Genomic DNA, 22,158 nt, shown 5'->3' with positions numbered 1-22,158 from the left:
GAGGGCTCCTAAAGGCTGGCGACCAGCGTTTGCTGATCGTCATTGAAATCCACCAGGGCAACAGCAAGCCGCACCGGGGTGATGGTTACGAAGTCATACCGGCGGCAGGTACGTCCGTACTGACGGATCAGCACACGCAACAGGTCGGGGTTCTCGGACAGTTGGGAATCGCTCAGGGTGAGCAACACGACGTCCCAGTCGCGTTCGGGCATGCGTTCCTGGATCTCGACGTAGCCAACGCCCAAGCGCTCCAGGATGCGTTTCAAACCGGCAGTGCTGCCGGCGTCCACGGAGTTGATAAAGGCGTACTTGACCCGCAACCGGAACAGGCTTCAGGTTCAGCGGGAAACCGGGTGACGTCGCGCTGCCAGGCCCACAGCTCCAGAATGGACAGGTGACAGGTGTCCGCGTCGAACTGCAGGTACGGCCAGCGCAGCCATTCGGTGGCCTGTTCCCACCAAAGCTGGGCGGTGGTCACCAGCTTGGTCAGCTCCAGCCCTTCGAGCCAGAACGGCAGCTTGAGCTTGATCATTGCAGGACCACCGCCAGGGTGCTGATGCGAGGGATGTCCAGTGCCGACACGATGTCGCTGTTGGCGAACCGCAGCGAGCTGATGTTGGGAAACTGGACGTGCAGTTCTTCGGTCAGCCGGCTGAAACTGAAACGCGACTGAGGAAACGTGCGGGTCGGTGCGTAGTCACTCTGGGTGCTTTCACGAAACGCAGCGCGGATGAACAACCCGATCTCGGCCTGCAGCGTCTGCAGCTGCAGCACGGTGAGGTTGGCCACCGGCCAGACGTTGACGCTGACCGCGTGCAGGGTTTCAGGCATGGCCATGGCCAGCAGATCGTCGCCGTGGCCATGGTTGCCGCCATCGCGGATATGCGTGTTGATCTGCTCTAGGAAGGTATCGGCGGGCACGCCGGCGTCGAACAGCACGAAGGCATTGGCGCTGCCTGGCCCACGCGGCGCGCCGTGTTCGAAGTACACGCCATCTGCTGCCACACCTGGAAACCCGGTGATGATCGCCCGGTACACCGCATCTGTGTGCCACTGGTTGACCGCCGAAAACTGGTTGCGCACGCGCAGGCGCAACTGGTCGTCATGTTCGGAATCCGCGCCAGGCGTCTGCAGCCAGTCGGTATTGTTCACAACCTGGACAACGCCCGGTACCGACTGAGGCAGCACGGCGTAATAACCAGGTGCCAGGTTGTAGCCGCTGCCGGCTCCCACGGCCTTAACCGGTACGACCAGCTGGCTCTGGCCCTCTTCAAAACTGCGCGGTTCGGTGGTCACCAACTGGTAGATATGACCATTGAGGGTCGGTGACTGAACGACAGTGCCGATCGGCACTTCCAGCTCGCCACCGGTATTGGCGCGGGTAAAGAGCAGTTCACCAACGGCCACCGTCGCGGCCTTGCGCTCGATGTTCACCGCCCAGGCCAGCATGTCCAGCCACTGCGCGCCGGCAGTCTTGACGAAGAAATTCGGCAGCACCGTACCGCTGACGAACTCCAGCAGCCACAGCACCGGCTTGGTGACCAGCGCCGTGATGATCCGCCAGAACGGGCTGTACGCGCTGGTGTTGGTCAGCGTGCTGCCCTGCTCGACGGCCAGCTTTTCCCAGGCCTGTTTGAGCTGCGCCTCAGTGGTCGGAATGCCGGAATCACCCAGCGCCTTTTTGAAGTCGACGGTCATAGGGTGATCTCCACCTGACCGAACTTCACGGTGGTCGCGGTGACCAGGTACACACCCGGCTGGGTCTGCTCGATCTGCGCCGTGCCTGGTACCAGGCGGTCGTCATCCTCGACGAGCAGCTCCATCTGCTGAATGCAGTCACGCTGACGCAACCGGTCGCGCTCGGCCACCAGGGTGATTAGCAGGCCGCTTTCGCGGATCAGGTGCGCGATGTCCTGGGCGATCGAGGCGCGGTCATCCACCAGCAGGGGCTGGCGGGCCGGATCGAGTACCAGGTCATTGTTCATGATCAACAGATCTACGTATTCGCTCATCAGCCGCCCACCGCCATGGCCATCATGTTTTCCAGCTCCAGCGGGGTCATCTGCTTGGAGGTATTGATGTTCACTGTCTCGACGTGGGTGCCGGGGCGCTGGTTGGGGTTCATGGCGTTGCTCTGGTTCTGGAAGCTTTGCATCAGTCCTCCTTTCGGGACGGCCTGCGGTTTGGTGGGGCTGATCGACGTATTGGCGGTGATCGCCTTGCGGGCCTCGATACCCTTGTCCGATTTGGCGGGCAGCTCGATGACCTTCTCGACGCGCTCTGGCAGAGCAGCTTTGGCCGGCATAGAAAACGCCAGGTCAGCCGATGCCGGCGGCAGCATGATCGGGTCGGCCTGGCTGATCTGCGGAGCAGGCATCTGCAGCGGTTTGAAGGGCAGCACGTTGGGTTGCGGCAGGCTGATGGGCTGGCCCGGCTGGACCTGAACTGCAGGTGCGGGAACCTGCACACGCGCAGATTGAGCGACGGCAGCCGGTACCAGAGCCAGGGGCTTGGGTGACTGACTTGCGGGAGTCTGCGCAGCCGAGGCGACTTTCGCCCCCGGCACTGTGCCCACTGGCGGTGTGGTCACCACTGCCGGTAGTTGTGGACCCGGTACAGGTGCGCCCACCTGACCAGGCAGATCGGGCACGTTCGGCGGCTCTGGCAAATCGCCAAACGTGGTCTCGATGTTGATACCGGGGATCTTGTTGGCCATCTCGATCAGGCCATTGATTGCGCCCTTCACCGTGGACAGGATGCTGTCCCAGGCAGTTTTGGCGATACCGGACCAGCCGCCCATCGAGTCGAACCAGCTGGACAGTTTGGCCATCTGATCGCTGATCCACTGGAACGCGGTGGTGTTCATCAGCGCCGTGCACAGATCGTCCCAGTACACGACCGCCGCAACCACGGCAGCGGCCAACAGGACAATGCCGGCCACGATCAGCAGCACCGGGTTGGCCAGCATGGCGGCGTTGACCAGCCAGATCGCGCCCTGCCACAGCAACATGCCGACGCGCACGATCGCCATCCAGGTGTACAGCCCGATCAGGCCGACCACGAAAGCCGCAACCATGACCGTGTGGAACAGGAACATGGCGATCGATTTGAAGCCCTGCCAGGTGAGCAGCTTCCACACGGTGAGCATGCCCAGCCAGACCATCTTGCTGACACCGACTACCAGGGTAAGCAGCGACATCGCGGCGATGAAGCCAAAGACCACCAGCGTGGTGATACCGATGATGCGGGTGATGTTCGGGAACAGCTGCGTCCAGCGGGTCAAGGTCTTGGCAATGCCCACCAGGCGCTCCATCAGCGGTGTCAGCGTCGGAATCAGGGACTGGCCGAAAGCGATGCGCAGCGCCTCGACGGCTTTGCCAAACTGCTCCCAGGGGTCGACCATGGCCTTGGCCATCTTCTCGGCGTTCTCCAGGCCCCGGACCTTGCCCAGTTCGGCAATGCCGTTGCGCAGGCGATCGGTGTCCTTGGCCAGCGCGCCGATCACCTGGGCACCTTCACCGCCGAACACTTCCATCAGCTTGGTGCCGGCAGCCGCGCTGGTCAGGTCGCCGTACTTGCCCTGCAGCTTGTCCATGATCTGCAGCATGGGCAGTGCATTGCCGGCGGCGTCCGTGAAGCTCAGGCCGGTTTTCTCGGCAGCCGCGCTGAGGTTTTCGAAAAACGCCTTGTAGCGCCCGCCGGCGTCGCCGCCTTCCATGGTGCTGGACAGCGTACCGACCACCGCCATTTGTTCGGCAAAGCTGACACCGGCCTGGGTGGCGATCGCCCCTACTTCCTTGAAGGCGTCTTTCAACTGGGCACCGTCGGTGCGGAACAGCTTCACCGCCAGCGCGGTCTGGCCGGTCAGCTGCTGCGCCCATTCCACCCGGCCCATCTTGTCTGCCTGGGACTTGAACAGGTTGTACATGGTGCCCAGGTACGCGCCAGTGGTTTCGGCGTCGGACTTGGTGACCTTGGCCAACAGGTTGCTGGCACTGGTGATGGTGGCCAGCTGGCCGCCGACCAGGCCCTTGATCGCGCCATCGATGACGCGTGACGACGCCACGAACTCGGCGGCGCCGGTGGCGTAGGTGATCGAGAATTCGAGGGCAGTCCGGTTCAAGGAGGCCAGCGCGTCTTCGGTTGTGCCCAGGGCGCGCATGTCACCCAGCGCCCGGTTCACTTCCAGCGCTGGTTCAAGCGATTCGGTGATGGCCTTGCCCGCCCCTAGCCGCCAGCACGAAGACGCGGCGGCCCAGCTTGTTGCTCAGGTCATTGGCTGCAACGTGCATCGCTGACAGCTCGGCCTGAGTGGTAACCGGGTTGACGATCACCACCGCTTCGAATGAATAACTGCGGGTCGCGCTCTCAAGCGCCTGTTGCCAGGTGGTTTCGCCTGCGATCGGAGCGGCGATGCAGGCCCAGCGATCGCCGCCGTTGCTGCGCGCCGCCAGGATCTGGGTTTTCAGGTCGCTGTCCGCAACGCCCAGCTGGACGTCCAGATCACTTTGGGTGTCCAACGGGACCAGCTTGCCGACGTTCTTGGCAGCGGGACCGATGAACAGGAAATAGCGTTCGATCTCGCTCACGGCACCCTGGCCGAGGTTGAGATTGTTAACGCTGACTTTGCCGAGTGCCATAAAGCGGTGCCTCGTTAGCGGGGTGAATTAAGGATTTGTTGCAGCACCAGGTTCACCAGTTGGCTGGTTTCGCTGTCGCTGGCACCGAGGAACTGACGCGCAGGCAGCTGGATGTTCCAGCTTTGCGCACCGGTGGATTCGGCTCGTTCGTCGTCCAGGACGCGGATCAGCAATCCCGCTCTGGCGTAGTTCAGGTGTTGCTGGATCCACGCCACGGATGGGCGGGTCAGGGTCTTTTTGCCTTCCTGACGGGTCTTGAAACCCAGACGGCGCAGGGTCTTGGCCTGCTTTTCGGTAGCGGCGGTGCCCGGCGGAACCTTGTTCCACTGGCGCATCTGCGCGGCGGTGCGTCGTTCGGACACGCCGTTGTGCTGCTGCGAGGCAACCCAGCGGGTCAGCGTGTTACGCCAGCCCAGTTCGGCTTCGGTCCCGGTCAAGCGGGTGACATCGAGCAGTTTGCCCAGGCCGGTTTCCATCTTTTTCTTGCCCTTGGACGTGTCCTTGCGGGCAGCAAACGGGGTTCCATTCAGGTTCTGCTGGTTGCGGATCCGCTGCCGACTCAGACTGCGCACGCGCTTGGCCACGTTGTTCAACAGACGTCTGCGCTTGGGCGTCGGAAGCTCCATCAAAGCCAGCAGGTCCTGGGCTTCGAGCATGCCGCGAATGTCCAGATCAAAGGCCATGACCGGTCACCTCGCCGCTCTCAGCCACCCACAGTTCGAACGGTACGAACGACCAGGTTCTGCCAAAGGCCTCGATCTCGCCGGCAGGATCCTCGGCCAGGTATTGCGCCTCGGTGAACTGCAGCTTGATGTCGACGTCGGCAAGATCGTTGTCGAGCATGACCACATCGAACACCACGTTTGGCAGACCGTCGCGGTCCTGGTCGTGGGTTTCCAGCCAGCTGCCTACCAGGGCAAACAGGCGCGCCGGGTGATCCGCGAACCGCTCGATCGAGATGGTCGCGCCGTAATTCATGTCACCCATGTGCATGCCTTGGGTGTCAGGCTTCCAGACCAGCTCGACCTGCACTTGGTCGGTCCAGCTGTCGAGCTGCTCAGGGGCAACCAATTGGCGCTCAAGCAGGTAGGCGGTCAACGCCTTGAGCTTGATCACAGCAGCGCCGCCGTGATGCGGCCACGGCCCTGGAGCGAGCGCACCGCAGCCTGGCTGAAAGCGAGAAAGGTTTCGGACCGCTCTGGCAGTTCCTTGCCCACGTTTTCGGCGCTTTCGCGGCGATTGACCGTGGCGAACTGAGTCAGCAGGCTGGCTTTGGCGCGGCTGTAGACGGCGCGCTTATAGGTCGCGGCTTGAAAGGTGCGCTCTGGCAGGATGGTGGTGTCTGCGGATTCAACGTTGGACACGCCAACGCCCTGCCAGCGCGCTTTTAACTTGGCCAGATCGGTATTGACCTCGACCATGGCCATGTTCAGATCGGCGGCCAGCATCTCTACCAGGTATTCCGCTGGCAAGCGGTAACCTTTCTGAAACTCGGAGACTGCAAGATCAGGCCAGAAACCGTCGTTTCTGACGAATTGTTCAACAAAGGTGGTGGGTTTCCCGGAAAAGCTCATACACTCCCCCTCCATGCGATAGAGGACTGCGAGTCATGAACGATGACGAAGAAAGGATTGAATCGCTGAGTGCGCGGCTTAAAGAGCGCCAAATGGCTGAAAAATTTAAGATTCATGATGTCAAAAATAAGCTTGAGCAAGCACAAGCCATCACGCTCCGACTGCTCGATGGGGAGCACCGCGAAACTGAAAACGTCGAAGACATACTTGCAATCGCTGACACTTGCGCCACTGTGTTGGCAGATTGCGTTCAGGTTTTGGGAATCGGCGACCTGGAGATCACCGCAACATTCCCTGATGCAAGGGTGCCAACAAGTAAACTTTCGTAATAATCTGCTATCAGCCTTAAGGCACCGTTCGTCTGCTGACCATGAAGGTTTGCCAGAAAAGTTCATACACTTTTCCCGCCTGTAATGGAGGACTGCGGACCATGAGTGATGGGAAAGGAAGGTTTGTATCTCTGAAAATGCGCCTCAAAGAACGCCTTACGTCGGCAAGGCGTAAGCAACAGATCCTTGATAGACGGATCGAGGAAGCACATGCAATGGCGATGATGTGCCTGCGCACGCAGAATGTTCATCCTGATGCGGTCAAGGAGGCATTGAGGCTTACTGACCGGTACGTCAGCACTCTGAATGAATGCGTCCAGGTCCTTGGAGGCAGTCAGGTAGAAATTACTGCGACGTTCCCGGACGGGAAAGTCACAATAAATAAGCTCTTGCAGTGATGCACTAACGAGCTTATATCGCCACTGGCTCAGAAACTCCTGAGCTTTGCCGGAAAACCTCATATACTTTTCCTGCAAGCAACGGAGGAGGACGGCAAATGGACGATATAGGAAAAAAGATTATCTACCTGGAAGAAAAGCTTAGAGAGCGTGAACTGGCCATAAAACGCCAGCAATACCTCAAAGAGAAAAAGCTTAGGCAGGCACACACGCTTGCACTTATTAGCCTTGAAACAAACGGCGATCTTCATCCGGATGTCGTCTTGGCAGCGTTGAAAATCGCTGACAGGTACATGAGCACACTGAGAGGATGCGTCCAGGTTCTTGGGGGCAGTGATCTGCGGACGACCGCAACTTTCCCCGAGGGGGAAGTTGATGTCGACAACCTTTCGCAGTGACCCGATGAACATAGCAACCTCTTAAAGCTGCGCCATGCGCAAGGCTTTTTGCATTAGGGGCGGGAAAACTGTTTCAGTGGGTCAGGGCCATAAATGGTTGGCTCACATCCACAGTTTCTCGCCGGGGGGGGGGGGTAGTCGGTTATTCGGTGCCGTTGCCAGCGTTTTCTTTGGCTTGCGCCTTGGCCAGCGCCTTGCGGCAGTCAGAAAGGCGTGTCCCTACGCCGATGCTTTCGTAAAGCTGTTCGGCCCGTTCGAAGTGGTGAATTGCTACAGGCCAGTCCTTGCGGTGCAGCGCGATCATTCCCAGCAACTTGTGGTAACGAGCAGGAATGCGCTCATACAGCTGCCATTCGCCGTCGACACGGGGCAGCAGGTTGGAAACGTAGGGCTCAGGGCTGCGCCTGGCCTTGAATTCCGCCTCGGCCCAATCGATCACCTCGTCTGCGACAAAGGTCGGAATGTCGCGGTTGAAGCGCTCAGGCAGCGCCTGGCCCTGGGATATTGCGAAGTCGGCCAGCTCCAGGCCCTGGGTGAACTGCTCGGTGTCGAACAGCCAGATCAGGACATATACCAGCACCGAGTTCTGGAAATTCAATTCCGAATCGCGGTACCGCTGTACGTAATCCAGGTACTTGGGCAGCAGCTCGTCACGCTTGAGCATCTGGCGCTGCTCGCGGCTATTGATCGCGCTGATGCGCTCCAGATCACCGGCCAAGGCGTCTTCCATCAGCTTCAAATGCTTGCGGGCATTGGCAGGACTGGACAGCGCGGTGTCAGCCGAATAAGCCATCTGGGCACCGGCGATCGCAGCCGCTGGGCCTTCTGCGATCAAGCGGCGTTTGTGCGCCAGTGCCAGGCTCATGCTTTCACCAATTCGATGTTTTCAGTCATGGCGAACTTTTCCAGCTGCTCGATCACATAGCCTTCGTTACGGCTGTTGTAATCCTCGACGCGGGAGCGCTTCGGGTTATCGATGGTTTGCTTGCGCCAGCTGGAATCCTGGAAGTAGATCGACAAGTTGTCGAAGCTGGTGACCACCACGGCGTTGACCGGAAAGAACGGCACGCTGAAGCTCGGCAGACCGCCATAGGTCGCGATGACCTGAGCGTCTTCGATGCGTTCTTTCTCGGTTGGCAGATCGCCTTGTTTGGCGTACAGCTTGGCTTTGTCAGCCGCCAGCAGGTCACTGCCGATGATTGCGATCAGGTCGCCGCCATCACGAACGCGCTCGTCGACCATCTGCTTGGTGTCATGCACCAGGGCGTCAAGGTTGGCATAGTCACCACCTTCGCCCAGCGTCACCTTTCCAGCGACTTTGCCTTCCTTGAGAACCTGCTCCGGGATCTGTTCGCGAGCGATCTGCAATCCGTGCGTTGCTGGCATTTCAAAACTTGAGAGGACGCCATGCAGATTCAAGTAATGAGCGAGCTCCCGCTCGATCCTGCTGTCGACCCGGTCAGCATGGTGATTGCCGGACTTAAACGAACTGAACACGGCTACCCGGTAGTACATGCCGATGCGTATGCCGTAGACGGTCTTCTAGAGATTTTGGACGTGCGTGCTGCCCGGGGTGAGCGGGAAATGATGGTGCTGCAGTGCAGTCGGGAGCAGATCCAGGCGGTACTGGAGTGGCAGTTAGAGGCGGAAGACGCTGTCGATTTGGAAGACCTGATCATTCACTTGGCGCGCAGGACAGGGTAGTAGGTACCACGTGTTGGCGCCGACGATATTGGCAAGAGAACGGTACTGAGGAGTTGCAGCTCCCCAGCACCCACCACAACTAGGAGTACGGCGATGAAGACGGAACACCCAAGCAGCAGCAATTCAAAGGCTAGCACACCACCCAAAAACCTGCTGACTATCGCTATGGTCGGCACGGCACTGATCGGCTACCTGGTGCAGAAGACCCCGGACACACGCGGTCGGCTGGAGAGTCTGGCCAACCAAGCGCAGATCCAGGGCGATTTGACCGCCAGCGATGAGCACGTCCTGACGCAGATTCTCGCCACCCCCCTCCCCCAGTAATTGAGCAGCCAGGTTCTGGCTTTTGGCACCAAGGCGAAGCGTTACACTCCCTTGGTTGCTGCTTCCTGCAGAGAGCAAACATGAATTCCCCAACAAGCAATGTCCTCACCTTTGAGGACCTGCAGCGCATCACCGGCTACCAGCGCCGCTCCGACGTCGAACGGTCGCTGATCACTCAAGGCATCCGCATGTTCCGGGGTCGCACAGGCCCTTGGACCACGCTGGATCTCATTCACCACGCTGCGGGCATGGAGTCCGTAACCTCAGAGCGTTATGACACCAACATCCTATGAGGAAAGCGCGTAAGCGGAAGCATAATCCGCACATTCCCCCCCACATCGATCAGGCCGCTCTCCCAGCGGCCATTTACTTTGATCATCGCAACGCCGGCGTCTGGTACACGCTGCATTACGACGAGACCGGCAAACAACGCCGGCGCAATGTGGCACCGGCTGATGTGACCCTTTCCGAGCTGCATCAAATCATGGAGCAAACCTCGGGCGTCGACCAAGGCACTTTGCGCTACGTCTGCGCTCAGTTTCACCTGAGCGATCGTTACAAAAGACTCAGTATCAAGACTCACAACGACTACTGCTACTCGCGGGACGTCCTGCTGAGCATCCCAACGCGGCTGGGCAAACCACTGGGGGATCTACTGGTGAAGAAATTCACCGCAGCATTGATCCAGCGGATTGTCGATCGCCTGGCCGACGAGGGCACGCCGTCCAAAGCGGCGCATGTGCTGCGCTACCTGCGCCGCGTCCTGCAGTGGGGCCGCAACCGGGGCTACCTCGACAGCAATCCGGCGCAGGGGATCGAAGCGCCGGTGGAGCGCAAACGTCGGCGTTTACCAGAGCATCAGGTCATGGAGGTGCTGGTCGACCGTGCCTTGGCGTTCGGTCGATTAGCGCGGAACGAGAAAGGTGGCTGTCCGGAGTACCTGAGCTACGTGATGGAGATTGGTTACCTATGCCGTTTGCGGGGCATTGAGACCATCACCTTGACCGATGCCCATGAACTAGCCGAAGGGATTATGACCAACCGGCGCAAAGGCAGCCGGGACAACATTGTCCGCTGGACGACCCGACTGCGCGCAGCTTGGGAAGGGGCGAAGGCTTACCGGGCCAAGGTTTGGGCCAGTAAATCAACAGTCATTCCGATTCGTCCCGATCGACGCTACATCATCGTGGCCAGCCATGGAGGGGCTTTGCACAAAACTAGCCTGGACACGGCCTGGCAACGGTTTATCACCTTAGCCATCGAAGACGGCACCATAACGACAGAGCAACGATTCGGCCTACACGACCTTAAACGGAGAGGTATTACTGACACCGCAGGTACGAGAGCGGACAAACAGGAAGCCAGCGGTCACCGCGATGGAGCGATGATGGACGTCTACGACCTCAGCATACCGCTGGTCAATGCTTCTGACATGAACTGACTTGAGAGCGGGAAGCTCGGACACGCGAAATTATGACCCTATCTAATCGACGCAGCTCTCGAAGATAGCGCGCTGCGCATCATATTGAATAGGTTGGGAATTATTTAAACGATATCGGCAATTGCGCTTGTGAAAGCATGCACCTGCGAACGGGACAGACATTTCAAAGTACCAAAATGATTGATTTGCGCAATCAGTGCGGGGCGGGCGGTAGGATCACCCGTAATAAACCGTAGGCAAAGCACATCCAGAATGAGCCGAGCTAACTCTGGGTTTTCGCACGCAGAGACATCAAAGGCTTTATCAATCGCAGCAGATAAATTAGCCATAGCGGGGTTGCCACGGCGCAACAGACGCAAAGTCTCTTCATGCTTGGGGGTAATAGGAAGAGGCACCGTATTTCTTTCCTGAGTTATGTTTCGCGTCGAGCCACTTGGCGCGTTCATATTAAACCAGCCCCGCGATCTCTGGTATCCCGAAAGCACCAAAAGGTCACCATCCGCGCACCTACGGCACTGTTCTGGATCATGGCTCTCAGTGCTCCGTACTGAATACCTTGGCGCATGATCAAGCGAGCTTCCGAATCTGTTTGGTAAACTTAATGACCTGTTGTGGTGACAGACAGTTCAGATCGCCGAAGGTCTCCAGGTGTTCGATCATCGCACCGTGACTGCCCGGTTCACCGGCGACCATACGACGGCAGGTCTTTTCCAGAATGAGCCTAGCCAGTTCGGGGCTATCGGTGGGTGAAGCGTCAAACGCCAAGGTGATCGACATAACCAGCTCGTCCAATTCAGGGAGGGCACGTTGCAGGGCCCTCAATGCGTTCAGTTGGCGGGCAGTGATGGTAACGACAAAAGGATCTCCTGGCGCTGCGTGATGCTCCAAACCATGAGCGTCAGTAATGACTTGTAGTCCAAGCATCCGGGGGCCGGGGTCAGGGGGCGATGGAAAATAGGGCGCGTTATGATTGTCTTAAGACACCGCTGAATTTCAAGCAGCCGCTGACTGCAGCGATCGGCAGCACTCGACCCAAAGTGCCCCATAGGAAAGTCGAATAAATGCACTCTTGGCGTAGTGACATACGAAACATAAGTAACACTTAATTGAAAACTCACAACCCCATCCCAAAGACCCAATTTTTAACAAAACTCCAGCCAGCCAAATGGCATTCAAGTTTTCTACCAAGGCGCCGATAATAACACATGAACTCTAAAAAGGATCTTATTTCCGCCACTTTACTCGTAAAAAATTTCAGGACGGTATTATGACTTGGTTGCAAAACGCAAAATTATCCACCAAATTAATCACAGCATTTGGACTGTGCGCACTTATCACATTAGGAGTTGGTTTATTAGGCGGCCGGGGTGTCACTGATTTGTCGGAAAGGCTGAAGCTTGTTTTTTCTAATAACCTTGTTTCTGTCGCAAAGACGGCTGAAGCTAAATCTAAGGCGATAGCTCAGCATAGAGACCTATACGCACTCACTGTGGCAACTGCAGCTGGTGAGTCACAGGATTTAAAAGACCGTATTATCAGACGCATGGAATTAAACTTTGCAGACAGTGAGAAGGCGTTTGCCATTTATCGGAGCACGCCATTGGCAGATGATGAGCGGGCTGCTGCCGACAAAATGGAGCAGGATTGGCCTATCTATCAATCACAAGTTCAAAGAGTACTCTCTTTACTAAAAGCTGGAGACGTCAGCGCCGCTCGCCCCTTATTGTCGGGAGAACTCCAGGAAGGCTATACTAAGGTCATGGACGAGATGACCATCATGGTTGAGTCTAACAACCGTCAGATTGAAGAAGGGGCTAGGGATGCCGATCAGCAGGAGCGCTCCGCCACCAATGTCCTTTATGTTGGCATAGCTCTAGCGTTCATAGCTGCTCTGAGTTTAGGACTCATTGTGAGTAGTTTGATCAGTCGACCTATAGCCATCGCGGTGGCAAGTGCGAGACTAATCGCTAATGGCGACTTAACTGAAAGTGTGAGCAGTAGCAGAAGGGATGAAACCGGACAGCTACTGAACGCGCTAGGAGATATGCAGGATAGTTTAAAAAGCACTATTCACCAAATTGCCGATGCGTCTAACCAATTGGCTTCCGCAGCCGAAGAGCTTAATGCAGTTACTGAAGATGGCAGCCGTGGCCTGATTCGCCAAAATGATGAGATCCAACAAGCTGCCACTGCGGTTACGGAAATGACATCTGCAGTTGAAGAGGTGGCGCGAAATGCAATCTCTACGTCTGAAGCCTCTAAGATGGCCAGCTCACAAGCAAGTAATGGGCTTGGCCAAGCCCGAAATGCAGTAGAAGCTGTAAACAGCGCCACAACTGAAATCCAATCTTCCACTACAATAGTAGAAGATCTAGCTGTTCAGGTCAGAAATATCGGAAAAGTATTGGATGTAATACGCGGTATCGCTGAACAAACTAACTTACTCGCACTCAACGCTGCTATTGAGGCGGCTCGTGCAGGGGAGCAGGGCCGGGGCTTTGCAGTTGTCGCAGATGAAGTGAGAGCGCTCGCTGCGAGAACTCAGACCTCTACAGGTGAGATAGAAGGTATGATTAGTGCGGTCCAATCCAGGGCTGACGAGGCCGTGGTCGCCATGGGCAAAAGCCAGTCTCTGGTAAGCAATACCCAATTACTCGCACGATCTACTGGTGACTCACTCGCGTTGATCGCAGATGGGATCGCTCAAATTAATGAGCGGAACCTGGTAATTGCGAGTGCGTGTGAGGAGCAAGCTCATGTTGCGCGTGAGGTCGACAGGAATTTAGTCAACATCCAAGATCTTTCAACTCAATCTGCCGCTGGAGCGCACCAGACAACCGCCTCCACGCAGGATCTCTCCCGGCTAGCTATCTCCTTCAAAGATCTCGTTGGACGTTTTCGCCTGTAACTCCAATCGAGCCCCATCCTTAGCGCCGCAGGTATTCATTTCTGCGGCACGTTAAGATTTTGAAAAGGGTCTGGCGGCGTGTTCCGCATGCACACCAGGCCTAGCCAAATGTCCTCCAATGCAGTGCTCCAGGAACTCTGGTCAAAAACTAAAATCGACGAGGCGCGAGGCATCATTGACGTCACGCGCCTATTCGAAGTGCAAAGAACAACGCCCCTCACCGCCGTGAACAGGGTTTCGAATTGCCTTTTCTGACTGACTACTCTTCGCCAAAGGCAACCGCTGCCAGCTGCCAGCTGCCAGCTGGTGCTGACTATGCCCCGTTACCCTCTGTACATCACGTAATAGCACCCGGAGACCTTAAGAGTTCCGGGAGTTCTAGCCCTGCAGCACGTAATTAATTTATCCGTAACTGTTTGATTTATATATTAAAAGCATCTTCCTTGTAATCAGTAGGTCCCGGGTTCGACTCCTGGTGCCGGCACCATACAAGGTTTCAAAGGTGGTTTTTGCAGCCTTTGAAATCTCCGAAAAACCCGCCTTTTGGCGGGTTTTTTCGTTTTGGGCTGGAAAACCCAGATTGAGACACTATCTGCGACGTCGAGCCAGGAGGCTGAAATGAGATTTCTTGAGCTCTACCTAAAGGGCGATGTGGTGGAAGAAGATATCCACCGGTTCGTGGAAGACTGGCATGAAGGACGCGAAGGTGCAGGCATGGAACTGCACGAATATCTCGGCATGAGCTGGGAAGAGTATGGGGTGTGAGTAGCAACCCCGGCAGCCCTAGCTTTCATACTGACGGCTAGAAAACAGGGCAGTTCTCTGGGTCAGTAGCTCTCGTATCGGCCAACCTGCCGGTAAAGCGATAAGGGTGCAAAATCAAGAGATGCCCAAGCTCCTGGTAATGGCGTTATTGGACAAACCTGATAGACATCAGGGACTTGATCGGTGGTGACACATCAAAATGCAGCAGCAATGTCACCCACCAACTGGAAGGCCGCAATCCCACCTTCCCATTGGTGTCTTTCTTCAAGTAGGATAAACACGATGCGATGCTCAGTTGTTGTCGCCCTATGTGCGCTTGAGAAAACCTCCAAGGACGTGAGGGTCAGTGCATTTACTAACCCGGATGAATTCAATACACGAGCATAAAGCTAGGTTAGGATCCCAGGCGCTAGTCGTGGGCAAGAGTTAAAGGATATTTGCATGATCACGAAAAATGCGCACTATAGGTTGAGAGTTGCAATAGTTGATCTAGAAGCGTTGCCAGTGACCACTAGCATCTATCAATCGCACATGATTATGCAGAAAATTTCAGCTTAAAGCGGTTATCGCTAAGATTATGGCCAGACAAGGGAATATCTGTGTGAATAAGTATTTAACCCCGCCAACTTCAGCACGTTTAAGCTGCACTCAAAGGCAATCAGGCTTACTGAGAGGAGGCTATCAGGCAGCCTCTGGAGGGACTGCAAGCAGCTATTATATGCCTCTCTCTAACTTCGCAGGCACCTATGAAACGGACGATTACAATGCTGCGTTATACCTTATTTATCAGCTTTCCTCGCCTGACGAACAATTGAGTGCGGAGGAATCAAAAAAAGGAGCCTTGTTACTTCGTGAGATATTTCAGAGATTGGAGACCGGTGCAAAAATCTCGGTAGAGGCTCTAAAATCTCTTCAACAAGCTGCCGAAAATATTCCCGAAATCGGTCCTTTGATGTTTTCGCCAGGAAACTTAACAGGAACCGTTGCTACCGCCGCAGGGGCAGTCATGGCGGCGGCACAGACCAAAAAAGTCATGGACCTTTTAGACTTGACCGCGGCCCAAAAAGCGAAGCTCAACTCATGGGCTGACGCTAGGGGTACGGCAAGCGCCAGATCGGCGAGCAAAACGTTTAAAGGGACAATTAGAATAATTTCAAAAGAGGGGAAGTTATTTTTTTAAATACCAACAACAGCTGTAGCTCGGCATTATATATTAATGGGAAAAGTTGGACAATCGGTTGCCCACATACCGCTAATTAATACCAATACCGCATTGAGTCAAAGTGCCCGACTGCATGCTGACGGTGCCACTGGAATACTGAAAAGACTAGGCGGCCCCTATGTCGGCATGGCAATAGCAGTTGGCCCTCAGTTAGCGATCGACGCATCAAACTCTCAATCCTGGAAAGAGCTGTATAATAAATCTGCGGATAGCCAACCGACTAACGTCATTTCAGCCGTCGCAGGTATTGGTGGAGGTTCAGCGGTGGGCATTGTAACTGGCGCGCTATCTTTGCCTGCAGCGCCTCTTGCAGTAGTAATTGGCGTTGGCTTTATTGTAGGCCTAGGCGTACAGTGGGTAATTGTTGAAAATGGTTGGGATAAAAAAATTGGAAAAGCACTACAAATATGATGGCCTACTATGATTGACGCAGATAAGCTAAAGCGTGGAAGCTGGACATTGCTAGGGACACTGATCCTTTTTTTAGCTCTGGCCCCTTCTAACCCGCCTTACTTTTGGCATTTATTTTTTATTACTTCATTCTTAGCGTTTGCATGGACGTTGTACTTAATATATATGTGCGAGCGCTACACTACTTACATGACTTCGCTGATTATGTCAGCAGCTGGTTCCTTCTCTCTGCTCGCCAGTAGCGCTGCTTATTTCGCTGCGGCAAAATTTTGGGGTAGAGAAAGCATCCTTACGACTATGACAGGCTTGTTACCATTAGTTCTATCTGTTTTGATGTATCTTTTCCTGGCCAGTACTAAACCTTCTTTTCATCCTTTTGAATATGACGGAATAAAAGTTCAAACACGCCCACAGACAACGCAACGTCGTTCGACTGTATATAATCCAATTCTGGTGGCCGGTATAACAACCTTGGCGGCCAGCATGTTTACTAAGATGATGGGGGCGCTCACCTCTGGGCTAGTTGCAACGTTCGGCCTTATCGCATGTAGCTTGACGTTGTTATTCTACGCACGCCACGTTATTAGAGGCCTACGCGCCCTACGCATAAAAGAAAAAGCCATGCCCTCTCCATACACGTTCATGCAAATCGATGAAATTCGAGAGGCTCGCAACCGCTGGTGGCTGGGCAGATTGCTCAAGTGGGTAACCGCGCGGGGTAAATCTTCGGATACATGATTTGAATGTCCTTTTTTTTCTAGGCGATATGAATGGTTCGACTCCTAACGCCGCACTAAATATGAAAGAAGGGTCCGCCGCGATGCAGTCCCTTTTTCCCTCAGCCTTAATAGCGACCTATGCAGGGCATTTAACGCATACGTCAGCGCTCATCAAGCCTCCGCCACCTCTCCTGCAACATTTCGCCGCTTTATAACAGCCCCTCGTAAACGCCAATTTCTGTAATTCCTCAATCTGAATCACAGCTTCGCTCATTTCCGATCAATAGCATGCTGTCGATAAGGATATTCAACCATCTATCTGTCTCTTTTAAGGTACATTCCTCATGTACGAAGTGGAACACGTACTGTCTGCCAATGGAGTGGATATCTATCAGGGTTGGCTCGACACCGTTCGAGACACGCGATCCAAAGCAAGAATCACTACCCGGATCGACCGAGCGGCGCTTGGCCACTTCGGCGTAACCGAGCCGGTGGGTGATGGGGTCTTTGAGATGAAGCTGGATTTTGGGCCTGGATTTCGGGTGTATTACGCGATTCAGGGCCAAAAAATACTTTTTCTCTTGGGTGGCGGCTCAAAGGACAAGCAGCAAAACGACATTGACCAAGCCAAGGCTCTATGGAAATGGCACAAGGTGAAAAATAAATGACGACTCGTACGCGCTCCCATGATGAAAGCGTTCTGGAAATGCTCCGTGAAGACGAAGCGTTTGCCATCGAATACCTGTCTGTTGCGCTGGAAGAAATCGACGAAGATGGAGGTGAAGACGTTTTCCTTACGGCCATCCGTCGACTGATCGAGGCGAGAGGAGGCATGGGTAATCTCTCGAAGAACACGGGCCTGGCCAGACCTAACCTTTACAGGTCTATCGCTGCTGGCGGCGACCCGAAGCTTTCCACCATCCTCAAGGTGCTCCAGGCACTGGGCGTGGGAATGTCGAAGGTCGTTTCGCACAGAGCTGACATGGGCAGCCAGAGCCCCGATCAGTGATGATTCCTCCGCCCGAAATGGCGCCGCTTTCACGACAACGAGCAGTTTTTTGTAGTCGTTAGAGCGCCATCTGCAAGTGAAGCTGTTTGGCTTCATCTGCTCTCAGCGTTTTGTGAGGATTGTGAGCATATTCGCCAGTCGTCAGCGTCCACATGCCTGAACAGTATGTAGCCACCACCATTGGGCACATGGTTCTTGATTTCGTAATCACGCCAGTCCGCCATGGCTCGGCCACAAATGTCCTGCGGCTCACGCTCGATCAGCCAGGCGACAGCATTGATGAATTGCCCATGCGAAAACACCGCAATGCGCTGGGCAGGATGCTCCGCAAGTCGAGCCAGGAAGGCCTGCGCTCTTGCCATAAATCCTGAAAAAGATTCGGCGCCTGCTCCATCCGTAAACGCCGGGTCTGACTTGTCCCAATAGGCTTCAACCCGATCCCGCCGCTGAGCAACGGTCGTGTTGGCACATCGCGCGGGTTCTAGGTAGGTAAATTCTTGAATGGGCCAGGTTTTAAGCGGGGTGGCAGGGAAAGTAGCTGCGGTCGCCATAGCGGTTGCCTGCGCTCGGGAAAACGGCGAGGCGACAATCAAATCCGGCGCGTGAGTGAATGATCGGGCCACTGACTGCGCTTGCTCTACCCCCTTCAACGTGAGAGGGATAGTCGCGTGATCCACACTGGCTTCGCCTGCGTTGGCAGCGCTTTGTCCGTGGCGAATTAGTCTGACCTGCTTCATTAATCAGAGACTCGCGTAAGAGGCAGAGGCTGAGCGCATTCAAGCGTATGCCCCCTTCTGGCAAAACCCGTCAGCATCAGGGGGCATAAAGGCGGTTGATTACCACTCACGCGGCGCAATCAGCTCCTCAATGTCCGCGTCGGTGAAACCATAAGCGTCTGCTATCCGTACGAAATCATCGGCAATGGTCTCGCGGGCGACGGTTTCGATCTCACTGCCGTTCTCTTCGAACACCTCCTCCAGCTCGTTGATTTGCTCTGTCGCTTTGTGAGTCAGGGCATACAGCGCGTCCAGGTCGGAAGGCTTTTGCTGCTCGATTTCGTGACACAGGTTGACCAGCACGTCTTCGCACATTTTCACAACGGCATCAGGGAAATACTCGTCCTGATACATGCCTTTCAGGAAAGTGTGTTTGGCAATGGCTTCATTGGTCAACTGCATGGGTATCCCTCGTCGATGTACAGTGGGCGCTCAGTGAGTCCAATTGAGGTGACAATCGGAGATGCATTACAAGATTATTGCCCATTCTGCAGGCTGGGCGTATACGGCGACGGAGCCAGGGCTGATAGCCTGCAAGACAGTTGTAACTGAAGACTCCATTGTGAGCACCGAGGATCAGGTTTTCTAGCCATGAACGCACCCCTTGATTACAAATTAATGGATAGCATCGTCGTCTGCATCAACGATACCGCAGGCTTTGGAAGAAAGGCGTTTGAAAGCTTCAGCTTGGCGACCGATGTCGCGAGGGACATGGGCGTTGATGGTGACGATGCAAATGATCTGATGGTCGAGTTTTTCGAAAGGTTCTCTATCGATCTTAACGATTACGACCCTTATCGGTACTTTCTGGAAGAAGGTTTCAACTTCTTTTCCTTCAGGCGCGCCAAAGACAGACGCGGAAACATTCCGTTGAGGGTGGGCATGTTGTATTCAGCCTTGAAAGCAAGACGTTGGGATACGCAAGCATTTGAACAAGCCACATTCAGCGATGCTCCACTGTATGAGCGCACAGAAGATATTCCGATTGATGGCTACAAGATAAAGAGCCGTTGATCTTGCCTACGTGATCCGCTTGGTATGCATGTCATACCCCAAGCGCCTTACGAAAAGTGAATGCGCTCGGTGATGACGTCAGGTCGCAGCAATCCACGTAATTCAACCCCCCTTTCAGCGTGACGGAGGTTTCCTGTGCGCGTGGCCCTGAGCAGGCCGCGACCTACCAAGCTCCCGAGGCAGAGCTCATAAGGCAGCTGCGGCATTGGGTATGAAAGCAGGTGTCGACCAATAGCAGCACCAACAACTGGACCAATTCGAGAAGCTCGACTAATGAGGCTGGCACCATACAAAATAAGTACTTTCAGCAATACAGGCCCTTTTTTCGCATCAGATTTAGCAACGCACATGTAGATCTTCATTACGCACAAACAAAACGGACAGCCCTCCCCGCTATGCCTCGCCACGCGTAAGACGTTTCCGATTTCCTCAGATATCTCCGCTCACGCCTCAAAATCCTATAGCTATTTCGCAACCCATCGTAGTAGCGTTGCGCCTCTATCGACTATCGATAGGACTGAGGGCTCATGAGCCCGGCACGGAGCAATAAAAATGGATTTTCTTGAAGCACTCAATTCCCTTTCAGCAAAAGTCCGCCAGCAAGCTGCGTCCATCCGCACCGAAGAGGCTACCAAAACGGCTCTGGTCATGCCGTTTATCCATACTGTGCTGGGCTACGATGTATTCGATCCTTCTGAGGTTGTGCCGGAATACACGTGCGATGTAGGCACCAAGAAAGGTGAGAAGATCGACTATGCCATCGTTAAAGAGGGCAATATTCAGATCCTCATCGAGACCAAGAAAATCGGCGAGCCGCTGAACATCAATCATGCCAGCCAGCTGTTCCGTTATTTCCATGTGACCACTGCAAGGATTTCGATCCTCACCAATGGCCGGGTCTACAAGTTTTTTACAGACCTGGACGCGCCTAACAAGATGGATGAAAAACCATTTCTTGAACTGGACCTGTTGGCGATTGATGACCATGCCATTCCGGAATTACAGAAGCTGACCAAGTCGTCCTTCGACGTTGAGTCAATTCTCAATGCCGCTGGCGAGTTGAAGTACGTAGGTCAGATCAAGCGTGTGATTGCGACCCAGTTCAGTCAGCCGGACGACGATTTCGTCCGTTACTTCGCGTCACGCATTTATGAGGGCGCGATCACTCAGAAGGTACGTGAGCAGTTCACGATTCTGACCAAAAAGGCCACCTCGCAATTTCTGAACGATCAGGTCAACGACCGGTTGAAGCTGGCAATGAGCGGAGTTCAGGCGCCCACGGTGGCCGAAACCATCATCGAAAATAACACTCAGCCTGAAAAGGAAGAGCCGTTAGACGACCGGATCGTGACGACTGTGGAGGAAATGGAAGGCTTCCATATCGTCAAGTCGATCATCCGCACTGTGGTTGAAGCAAAACGTATTGCTCATCGTGATACACAAAGCTATTTCGGCATTCTTCTGGATGACAACAACCGTAAACCCATCACTCGCCTGCATTTCAATCGTGCTCAGAAATACATCGGTATTTTTGAAAAGGACAAGGGCGAGACCCGCCACCCGATCGCTTCTCTGGATGATATTTACGGTTTTGCCGATGCTCTCAAGGACACCGTATTGAGCTACGCAGAGTCCTGAAGAAGTATTAATAACGTCAAGCGCGCGCGTGGCAATGCGCGCCTTGCAAGTACGCCGTAATATTTCCCGGCCCCCGACCTCCCTCAAGCTCCCCCCTCCTTCGTCGATACCCTCCATACAACCCCGCAATCATGGATCGATGAAATGGTTATCTCACTAACCCCCGGTAACAACACGTCTCCCACCATCACCCTGCCCAATTCCGGCATCACGCTCACTCCAAAGCCGCTCACCGATGCGCAGAAAGAAGCGCTGAAGAACGCTGCCGCCAATACGCCTGCCGTTGTTTACCACCCGAGTACCGAAGTGCCTGCGACCACTGAGCCGATGGAAGCGGTGGATACCTGGATAGGCCGCTCGCAGTCGCCTGACTTTCCGCAGAAGGCGGCGCAACACACTAACTCGACGGAGGCGCTGAAAACGTCATATGAAGCGTTCACGTCGACGCTGGCGTCGGTGTATCCGGATCTGGCCAGCAAGAAGTTCGGCTTCACGATCGAGGCGGACGGTAATCTGAAGGCGATCAACAGTTCCGGTGAGTTGAGCGAGGCGGATACCAAGCAACTCAATACACTGTTGAATGCGTCCAGCGGGCTGAAAACCGCAGCGGCTACCTATCGGGAGACGGCCATTGATCTGGTCGACGCCGATTCGCCCTGGAGCGGCAGTTATCTGGGTCGCTACAACCTGAACAAAGAGAACTTCGCCAATTCTCTGGATCTGGGCGCGCTGTTTATTCCCAAGACGTCGACGCCATCGAAAGATCAGATCGACGGCATGTTCTTCAATCAGTTGGCCTACAAAGGTGAGCTGCACACCCAGGAATCGGAGGCGGCCATGCTCGCTGCACGTGCGGCGGAGAAAGCTGCCTCGGCGGGTTGATCCCAA

32 protein-coding genes are annotated in these 22,158 nt (G+C 55.1%); 17 read left to right on the top strand and 15 right to left on the bottom strand.

Going from position 1 to position 22,158, the window contains the following annotated elements:
- Positions 1–8: 8 nt before the first annotated feature.
- From ACW55A_RS15020 to ACW55A_RS14980, 9 genes are read right to left on the bottom strand one after another with little or no spacing between them, the layout of a single operon-like run.
- Positions 9–266 (bottom strand): hypothetical protein, encoded by a 258-nt coding sequence (locus tag ACW55A_RS15020; RefSeq protein ID WP_498811405.1) that lies wholly within the window; start codon positions 264–266, stop codon positions 9–11.
- Positions 263–532, bottom strand: a complete 270-nt coding sequence (locus ACW55A_RS15015; protein WP_498811404.1) for a hypothetical protein — start codon at positions 530–532, stop codon at positions 263–265. Before ACW55A_RS15015 ends, ACW55A_RS15020 begins: the two co-directional genes overlap by 4 nt.
- Positions 529–1,698 carry a baseplate J/gp47 family protein gene (locus tag ACW55A_RS15010; RefSeq protein ID WP_498811403.1) on the bottom strand — a complete coding sequence of 390 codons (1,170 nt, stop codon included), beginning with the start codon at positions 1,696–1,698 and terminating at the stop codon, positions 529–531. The genes ACW55A_RS15015 and ACW55A_RS15010 overlap by 4 nt, the downstream gene beginning before the upstream one ends.
- On the bottom strand, positions 1,695–2,012 hold the full coding sequence (locus ACW55A_RS15005; RefSeq protein ID WP_024642340.1) for a DUF2590 family protein: 318 nt from the start codon (positions 2,010–2,012) through the stop codon (positions 1,695–1,697). Before ACW55A_RS15005 ends, ACW55A_RS15010 begins: the two co-directional genes overlap by 4 nt.
- Entirely contained in the window at positions 2,012–4,183 is a 2,172-nt protein-coding gene (locus tag ACW55A_RS15000) for a phage tail tape measure protein (RefSeq protein ID WP_498811402.1), read from the bottom strand. Before ACW55A_RS15000 ends, ACW55A_RS15005 begins: the two co-directional genes overlap by 1 nt.
- Before the next feature lie 13 nt (positions 4,184–4,196).
- Entirely contained in the window at positions 4,197–4,640 is a 444-nt protein-coding gene (locus ACW55A_RS14995; protein ID WP_498811401.1) for a DUF2586 family protein, read from the bottom strand.
- 14 nt (positions 4,641–4,654) lie between these two features.
- A complete protein-coding gene (locus ACW55A_RS14990) occupies positions 4,655–5,323 on the bottom strand; it encodes a phage virion morphogenesis family protein (protein ID WP_032655889.1) in 669 nt (222 codons plus the stop codon).
- Positions 5,313–5,756: a phage tail protein gene (locus ACW55A_RS14985; protein WP_003420277.1), complete on the bottom strand. Its 444-nt coding sequence runs from the start codon at positions 5,754–5,756 to the stop codon at positions 5,313–5,315. Before ACW55A_RS14985 ends, ACW55A_RS14990 begins: the two co-directional genes overlap by 11 nt.
- Positions 5,753–6,214, bottom strand: a complete 462-nt coding sequence (locus ACW55A_RS14980; RefSeq protein ID WP_003420281.1) for a head completion/stabilization protein — start codon at positions 6,212–6,214, stop codon at positions 5,753–5,755. Before ACW55A_RS14980 ends, ACW55A_RS14985 begins: the two co-directional genes overlap by 4 nt.
- Before the next feature lie 35 nt (positions 6,215–6,249).
- On the opposite strand from ACW55A_RS14980, the gene ACW55A_RS14975 reads away from it, so the two are divergent.
- The 3 genes from ACW55A_RS14975 to ACW55A_RS14965 all read left to right on the top strand — a co-directional run bounded on the left by ACW55A_RS14975 (position 6,250) and on the right by ACW55A_RS14965 (position 7,339).
- Positions 6,250–6,543, top strand: coding sequence for a hypothetical protein (locus tag ACW55A_RS14975; RefSeq protein WP_032703431.1), 294 nt, complete (start codon positions 6,250–6,252; stop codon positions 6,541–6,543).
- Positions 6,544–6,644: 101 nt separating this feature from the next.
- Complete coding sequence (locus ACW55A_RS14970; protein ID WP_032703432.1) at positions 6,645–6,941, top strand: hypothetical protein; 297 nt, start codon at positions 6,645–6,647, stop codon at positions 6,939–6,941.
- A gap of 98 nt (positions 6,942–7,039) precedes the next feature.
- On the top strand, positions 7,040–7,339 hold the full coding sequence (locus tag ACW55A_RS14965; protein WP_103697414.1) for a hypothetical protein: 300 nt from the start codon (positions 7,040–7,042) through the stop codon (positions 7,337–7,339).
- 142 nt (positions 7,340–7,481) lie between these two features.
- On the opposite strand, the gene gpM is transcribed toward ACW55A_RS14965, so the two are convergent.
- Together gpM and ACW55A_RS14955 are read right to left on the bottom strand one after the other, a co-directional pair.
- Positions 7,482–8,204, bottom strand: a complete 723-nt coding sequence (gene gpM, locus ACW55A_RS14960) for a phage terminase small subunit (protein ID WP_129484561.1) — start codon at positions 8,202–8,204, stop codon at positions 7,482–7,484.
- Entirely contained in the window at positions 8,201–8,725 is a 525-nt protein-coding gene (locus ACW55A_RS14955; RefSeq protein WP_498811400.1) for a P2 family phage major capsid protein, read from the bottom strand. Before ACW55A_RS14955 ends, gpM begins: the two co-directional genes overlap by 4 nt.
- A 21-nt stretch (positions 8,726–8,746) precedes the next feature.
- Between ACW55A_RS14955 and ACW55A_RS14950 the strand changes: the two genes are divergently transcribed.
- The 4 genes from ACW55A_RS14950 (at position 8,747) to ACW55A_RS14935 (ending at position 10,808) form a co-directional block, all read left to right on the top strand.
- The gene (locus ACW55A_RS14950; RefSeq protein ID WP_017699573.1) at positions 8,747–9,043 is read left to right on the top strand and encodes a hypothetical protein; all 297 of its coding nucleotides are present in this window, start codon (positions 8,747–8,749) and stop codon (positions 9,041–9,043) included.
- Positions 9,044–9,136: 93 nt separating this feature from the next.
- Positions 9,137–9,367: a hypothetical protein gene (locus ACW55A_RS14945; RefSeq protein WP_498811399.1), complete on the top strand. Its 231-nt coding sequence runs from the start codon at positions 9,137–9,139 to the stop codon at positions 9,365–9,367.
- Between the two features lie 80 nt (positions 9,368–9,447).
- Complete coding sequence (locus tag ACW55A_RS14940; RefSeq protein WP_005767251.1) at positions 9,448–9,660, top strand: hypothetical protein; 213 nt, start codon at positions 9,448–9,450, stop codon at positions 9,658–9,660.
- The gene (locus ACW55A_RS14935) at positions 9,657–10,808 is read left to right on the top strand and encodes a site-specific integrase (protein WP_498811398.1); all 1,152 of its coding nucleotides are present in this window, start codon (positions 9,657–9,659) and stop codon (positions 10,806–10,808) included. The genes ACW55A_RS14940 and ACW55A_RS14935 overlap by 4 nt, the downstream gene beginning before the upstream one ends.
- Positions 10,809–10,912: 104 nt before the next feature.
- Here the strand turns inward: ACW55A_RS14935 and ACW55A_RS14930 are convergent, their stop codons facing one another.
- Positions 10,913–11,203 carry a hypothetical protein gene (locus ACW55A_RS14930; protein ID WP_135186037.1) on the bottom strand — a complete coding sequence of 97 codons (291 nt, stop codon included), beginning with the start codon at positions 11,201–11,203 and terminating at the stop codon, positions 10,913–10,915.
- A 172-nt stretch (positions 11,204–11,375) separates the two neighbouring features.
- Positions 11,376–11,732 carry a hypothetical protein gene (locus ACW55A_RS14925; protein WP_498811397.1) on the bottom strand — a complete coding sequence of 119 codons (357 nt, stop codon included), beginning with the start codon at positions 11,730–11,732 and terminating at the stop codon, positions 11,376–11,378.
- A gap of 343 nt (positions 11,733–12,075) precedes the next feature.
- On the opposite strand from ACW55A_RS14925, the gene ACW55A_RS14920 reads away from it, so the two are divergent.
- The 7 genes from ACW55A_RS14920 (at position 12,076) to ACW55A_RS14890 (ending at position 17,842) form a co-directional block, all read left to right on the top strand.
- Complete coding sequence (locus ACW55A_RS14920) at positions 12,076–13,716, top strand: methyl-accepting chemotaxis protein (protein WP_498811396.1); 1,641 nt, start codon at positions 12,076–12,078, stop codon at positions 13,714–13,716.
- Positions 13,717–14,334: 618 nt separating this feature from the next.
- On the top strand, positions 14,335–14,481 hold the full coding sequence (locus tag ACW55A_RS14915) for a hypothetical protein (RefSeq protein WP_003372246.1): 147 nt from the start codon (positions 14,335–14,337) through the stop codon (positions 14,479–14,481).
- Between the two features lie 601 nt (positions 14,482–15,082).
- Complete coding sequence (locus ACW55A_RS14910) at positions 15,083–15,661, top strand: hypothetical protein (RefSeq protein WP_455809673.1); 579 nt, start codon at positions 15,083–15,085, stop codon at positions 15,659–15,661.
- Positions 15,662–15,697: 36 nt separating this feature from the next.
- A complete protein-coding gene (locus ACW55A_RS14905) occupies positions 15,698–16,114 on the top strand; it encodes a hypothetical protein (protein WP_455809672.1) in 417 nt (138 codons plus the stop codon).
- Between the two features lie 9 nt (positions 16,115–16,123).
- Entirely contained in the window at positions 16,124–16,852 is a 729-nt protein-coding gene (locus tag ACW55A_RS14900) for a hypothetical protein (protein ID WP_498811395.1), read from the top strand.
- Between the two features lie 325 nt (positions 16,853–17,177).
- Positions 17,178–17,501 carry a type II toxin-antitoxin system RelE/ParE family toxin gene (locus ACW55A_RS14895; protein ID WP_003372254.1) on the top strand — a complete coding sequence of 108 codons (324 nt, stop codon included), beginning with the start codon at positions 17,178–17,180 and terminating at the stop codon, positions 17,499–17,501.
- Positions 17,498–17,842, top strand: a complete 345-nt coding sequence (locus ACW55A_RS14890; protein WP_003434754.1) for an addiction module antidote protein — start codon at positions 17,498–17,500, stop codon at positions 17,840–17,842. Before ACW55A_RS14895 ends, ACW55A_RS14890 begins: the two co-directional genes overlap by 4 nt.
- A gap of 92 nt (positions 17,843–17,934) precedes the next feature.
- Here ACW55A_RS14890 and ACW55A_RS14885 read toward each other — a convergent pair whose 3' ends face one another.
- Positions 17,935–18,579: a histidine phosphatase family protein gene (locus ACW55A_RS14885; RefSeq protein ID WP_455809670.1), complete on the bottom strand. Its 645-nt coding sequence runs from the start codon at positions 18,577–18,579 to the stop codon at positions 17,935–17,937.
- Between the two features lie 99 nt (positions 18,580–18,678).
- A complete protein-coding gene (locus ACW55A_RS14880) occupies positions 18,679–19,020 on the bottom strand; it encodes a DUF5713 family protein (protein WP_455809669.1) in 342 nt (113 codons plus the stop codon).
- A gap of 189 nt (positions 19,021–19,209) precedes the next feature.
- Here ACW55A_RS14880 and ACW55A_RS14875 point away from each other — a divergent pair, with 189 nt between their 5' ends.
- The 3 genes from ACW55A_RS14875 to ACW55A_RS14865 all read left to right on the top strand — a co-directional run bounded on the left by ACW55A_RS14875 (position 19,210) and on the right by ACW55A_RS14865 (position 22,152).
- Positions 19,210–19,632, top strand: coding sequence for a DUF1493 family protein (locus tag ACW55A_RS14875; protein WP_455809668.1), 423 nt, complete (start codon positions 19,210–19,212; stop codon positions 19,630–19,632).
- A gap of 552 nt (positions 19,633–20,184) precedes the next feature.
- Positions 20,185–21,270: a type I restriction endonuclease gene (locus ACW55A_RS14870; RefSeq protein WP_046720155.1), complete on the top strand. Its 1,086-nt coding sequence runs from the start codon at positions 20,185–20,187 to the stop codon at positions 21,268–21,270.
- Positions 21,271–21,414: 144 nt separating this feature from the next.
- Positions 21,415–22,152: a hypothetical protein gene (locus ACW55A_RS14865; protein WP_455809602.1), complete on the top strand. Its 738-nt coding sequence runs from the start codon at positions 21,415–21,417 to the stop codon at positions 22,150–22,152.
- The last annotated feature ends 6 nt before the right edge of the window (positions 22,153–22,158 follow it).

It is taken from the genome of Plantibacter cousiniae (nom. nud.), assembly GCF_977070315.1.
Note: the sequence above shows the minus strand (reverse complement) of the source record. Positions and strands in the feature narration are given on the sequence as shown.

What these genes read in the sequence shown, in the direction of transcription:
- ACW55A_RS14935 (WP_498811398.1), top strand. Translation starts at nt 9,657, where the DNA reads ATGAGGAAAGCGCGTAAGCGGAAGCATAATCCGCACATTCCCCCCCAC.
- ACW55A_RS14875 (WP_455809668.1), top strand. Translation starts at nt 19,210, where the DNA reads ATGAACGCACCCCTTGATTACAAATTAATGGATAGCATCGTCGTCTGC.
- ACW55A_RS14950 (WP_017699573.1), top strand. Translation starts at nt 8,747, where the DNA reads ATGCAGATTCAAGTAATGAGCGAGCTCCCGCTCGATCCTGCTGTCGAC.
- ACW55A_RS14940 (WP_005767251.1), top strand. Translation starts at nt 9,448, where the DNA reads ATGAATTCCCCAACAAGCAATGTCCTCACCTTTGAGGACCTGCAGCGC.
- ACW55A_RS14865 (WP_455809602.1), top strand. Translation starts at nt 21,415, where the DNA reads ATGGTTATCTCACTAACCCCCGGTAACAACACGTCTCCCACCATCACC.
- ACW55A_RS14890 (WP_003434754.1), top strand. Translation starts at nt 17,498, where the DNA reads ATGACGACTCGTACGCGCTCCCATGATGAAAGCGTTCTGGAAATGCTC.
- ACW55A_RS14870 (WP_046720155.1), top strand. Translation starts at nt 20,185, where the DNA reads ATGGATTTTCTTGAAGCACTCAATTCCCTTTCAGCAAAAGTCCGCCAG.
- ACW55A_RS14970 (WP_032703432.1), top strand. Translation starts at nt 6,645, where the DNA reads ATGAGTGATGGGAAAGGAAGGTTTGTATCTCTGAAAATGCGCCTCAAA.
- ACW55A_RS14905 (WP_455809672.1), top strand. Translation starts at nt 15,698, where the DNA reads ATGGGAAAAGTTGGACAATCGGTTGCCCACATACCGCTAATTAATACC.
- ACW55A_RS15005 (WP_024642340.1), bottom strand. Translation starts at nt 2,012, where the DNA reads ATGAGCGAATACGTAGATCTGTTGATCATGAACAATGACCTGGTACTC.
- ACW55A_RS14920 (WP_498811396.1), top strand. Translation starts at nt 12,076, where the DNA reads ATGACTTGGTTGCAAAACGCAAAATTATCCACCAAATTAATCACAGCA.
- ACW55A_RS14915 (WP_003372246.1), top strand. Translation starts at nt 14,335, where the DNA reads ATGAGATTTCTTGAGCTCTACCTAAAGGGCGATGTGGTGGAAGAAGAT.
- ACW55A_RS14955 (WP_498811400.1), bottom strand. Translation starts at nt 8,725, where the DNA reads ATGCCAGCAACGCACGGATTGCAGATCGCTCGCGAACAGATCCCGGAG.
- ACW55A_RS14975 (WP_032703431.1), top strand. Translation starts at nt 6,250, where the DNA reads ATGAACGATGACGAAGAAAGGATTGAATCGCTGAGTGCGCGGCTTAAA.
- ACW55A_RS14990 (WP_032655889.1), bottom strand. Translation starts at nt 5,323, where the DNA reads ATGGCCTTTGATCTGGACATTCGCGGCATGCTCGAAGCCCAGGACCTG.
- ACW55A_RS15015 (WP_498811404.1), bottom strand. Translation starts at nt 532, where the DNA reads ATGATCAAGCTCAAGCTGCCGTTCTGGCTCGAAGGGCTGGAGCTGACC.
- ACW55A_RS14925 (WP_498811397.1), bottom strand. Translation starts at nt 11,732, where the DNA reads ATGCTTGGACTACAAGTCATTACTGACGCTCATGGTTTGGAGCATCAC.
- ACW55A_RS14965 (WP_103697414.1), top strand. Translation starts at nt 7,040, where the DNA reads ATGGACGATATAGGAAAAAAGATTATCTACCTGGAAGAAAAGCTTAGA.
- ACW55A_RS14980 (WP_003420281.1), bottom strand. Translation starts at nt 6,214, where the DNA reads ATGAGCTTTTCCGGGAAACCCACCACCTTTGTTGAACAATTCGTCAGA.
- ACW55A_RS14895 (WP_003372254.1), top strand. Translation starts at nt 17,178, where the DNA reads ATGTACGAAGTGGAACACGTACTGTCTGCCAATGGAGTGGATATCTAT.
- ACW55A_RS14995 (WP_498811401.1), bottom strand. Translation starts at nt 4,640, where the DNA reads ATGGCACTCGGCAAAGTCAGCGTTAACAATCTCAACCTCGGCCAGGGT.
- ACW55A_RS14885 (WP_455809670.1), bottom strand. Translation starts at nt 18,579, where the DNA reads ATGAAGCAGGTCAGACTAATTCGCCACGGACAAAGCGCTGCCAACGCA.
- ACW55A_RS14945 (WP_498811399.1), top strand. Translation starts at nt 9,137, where the DNA reads ATGAAGACGGAACACCCAAGCAGCAGCAATTCAAAGGCTAGCACACCA.
- ACW55A_RS15010 (WP_498811403.1), bottom strand. Translation starts at nt 1,698, where the DNA reads ATGACCGTCGACTTCAAAAAGGCGCTGGGTGATTCCGGCATTCCGACC.
- gpM (WP_129484561.1), bottom strand. Translation starts at nt 8,204, where the DNA reads ATGAGCCTGGCACTGGCGCACAAACGCCGCTTGATCGCAGAAGGCCCA.
- ACW55A_RS14900 (WP_498811395.1), top strand. Translation starts at nt 16,124, where the DNA reads ATGATTGACGCAGATAAGCTAAAGCGTGGAAGCTGGACATTGCTAGGG.
- ACW55A_RS14880 (WP_455809669.1), bottom strand. Translation starts at nt 19,020, where the DNA reads ATGCAGTTGACCAATGAAGCCATTGCCAAACACACTTTCCTGAAAGGC.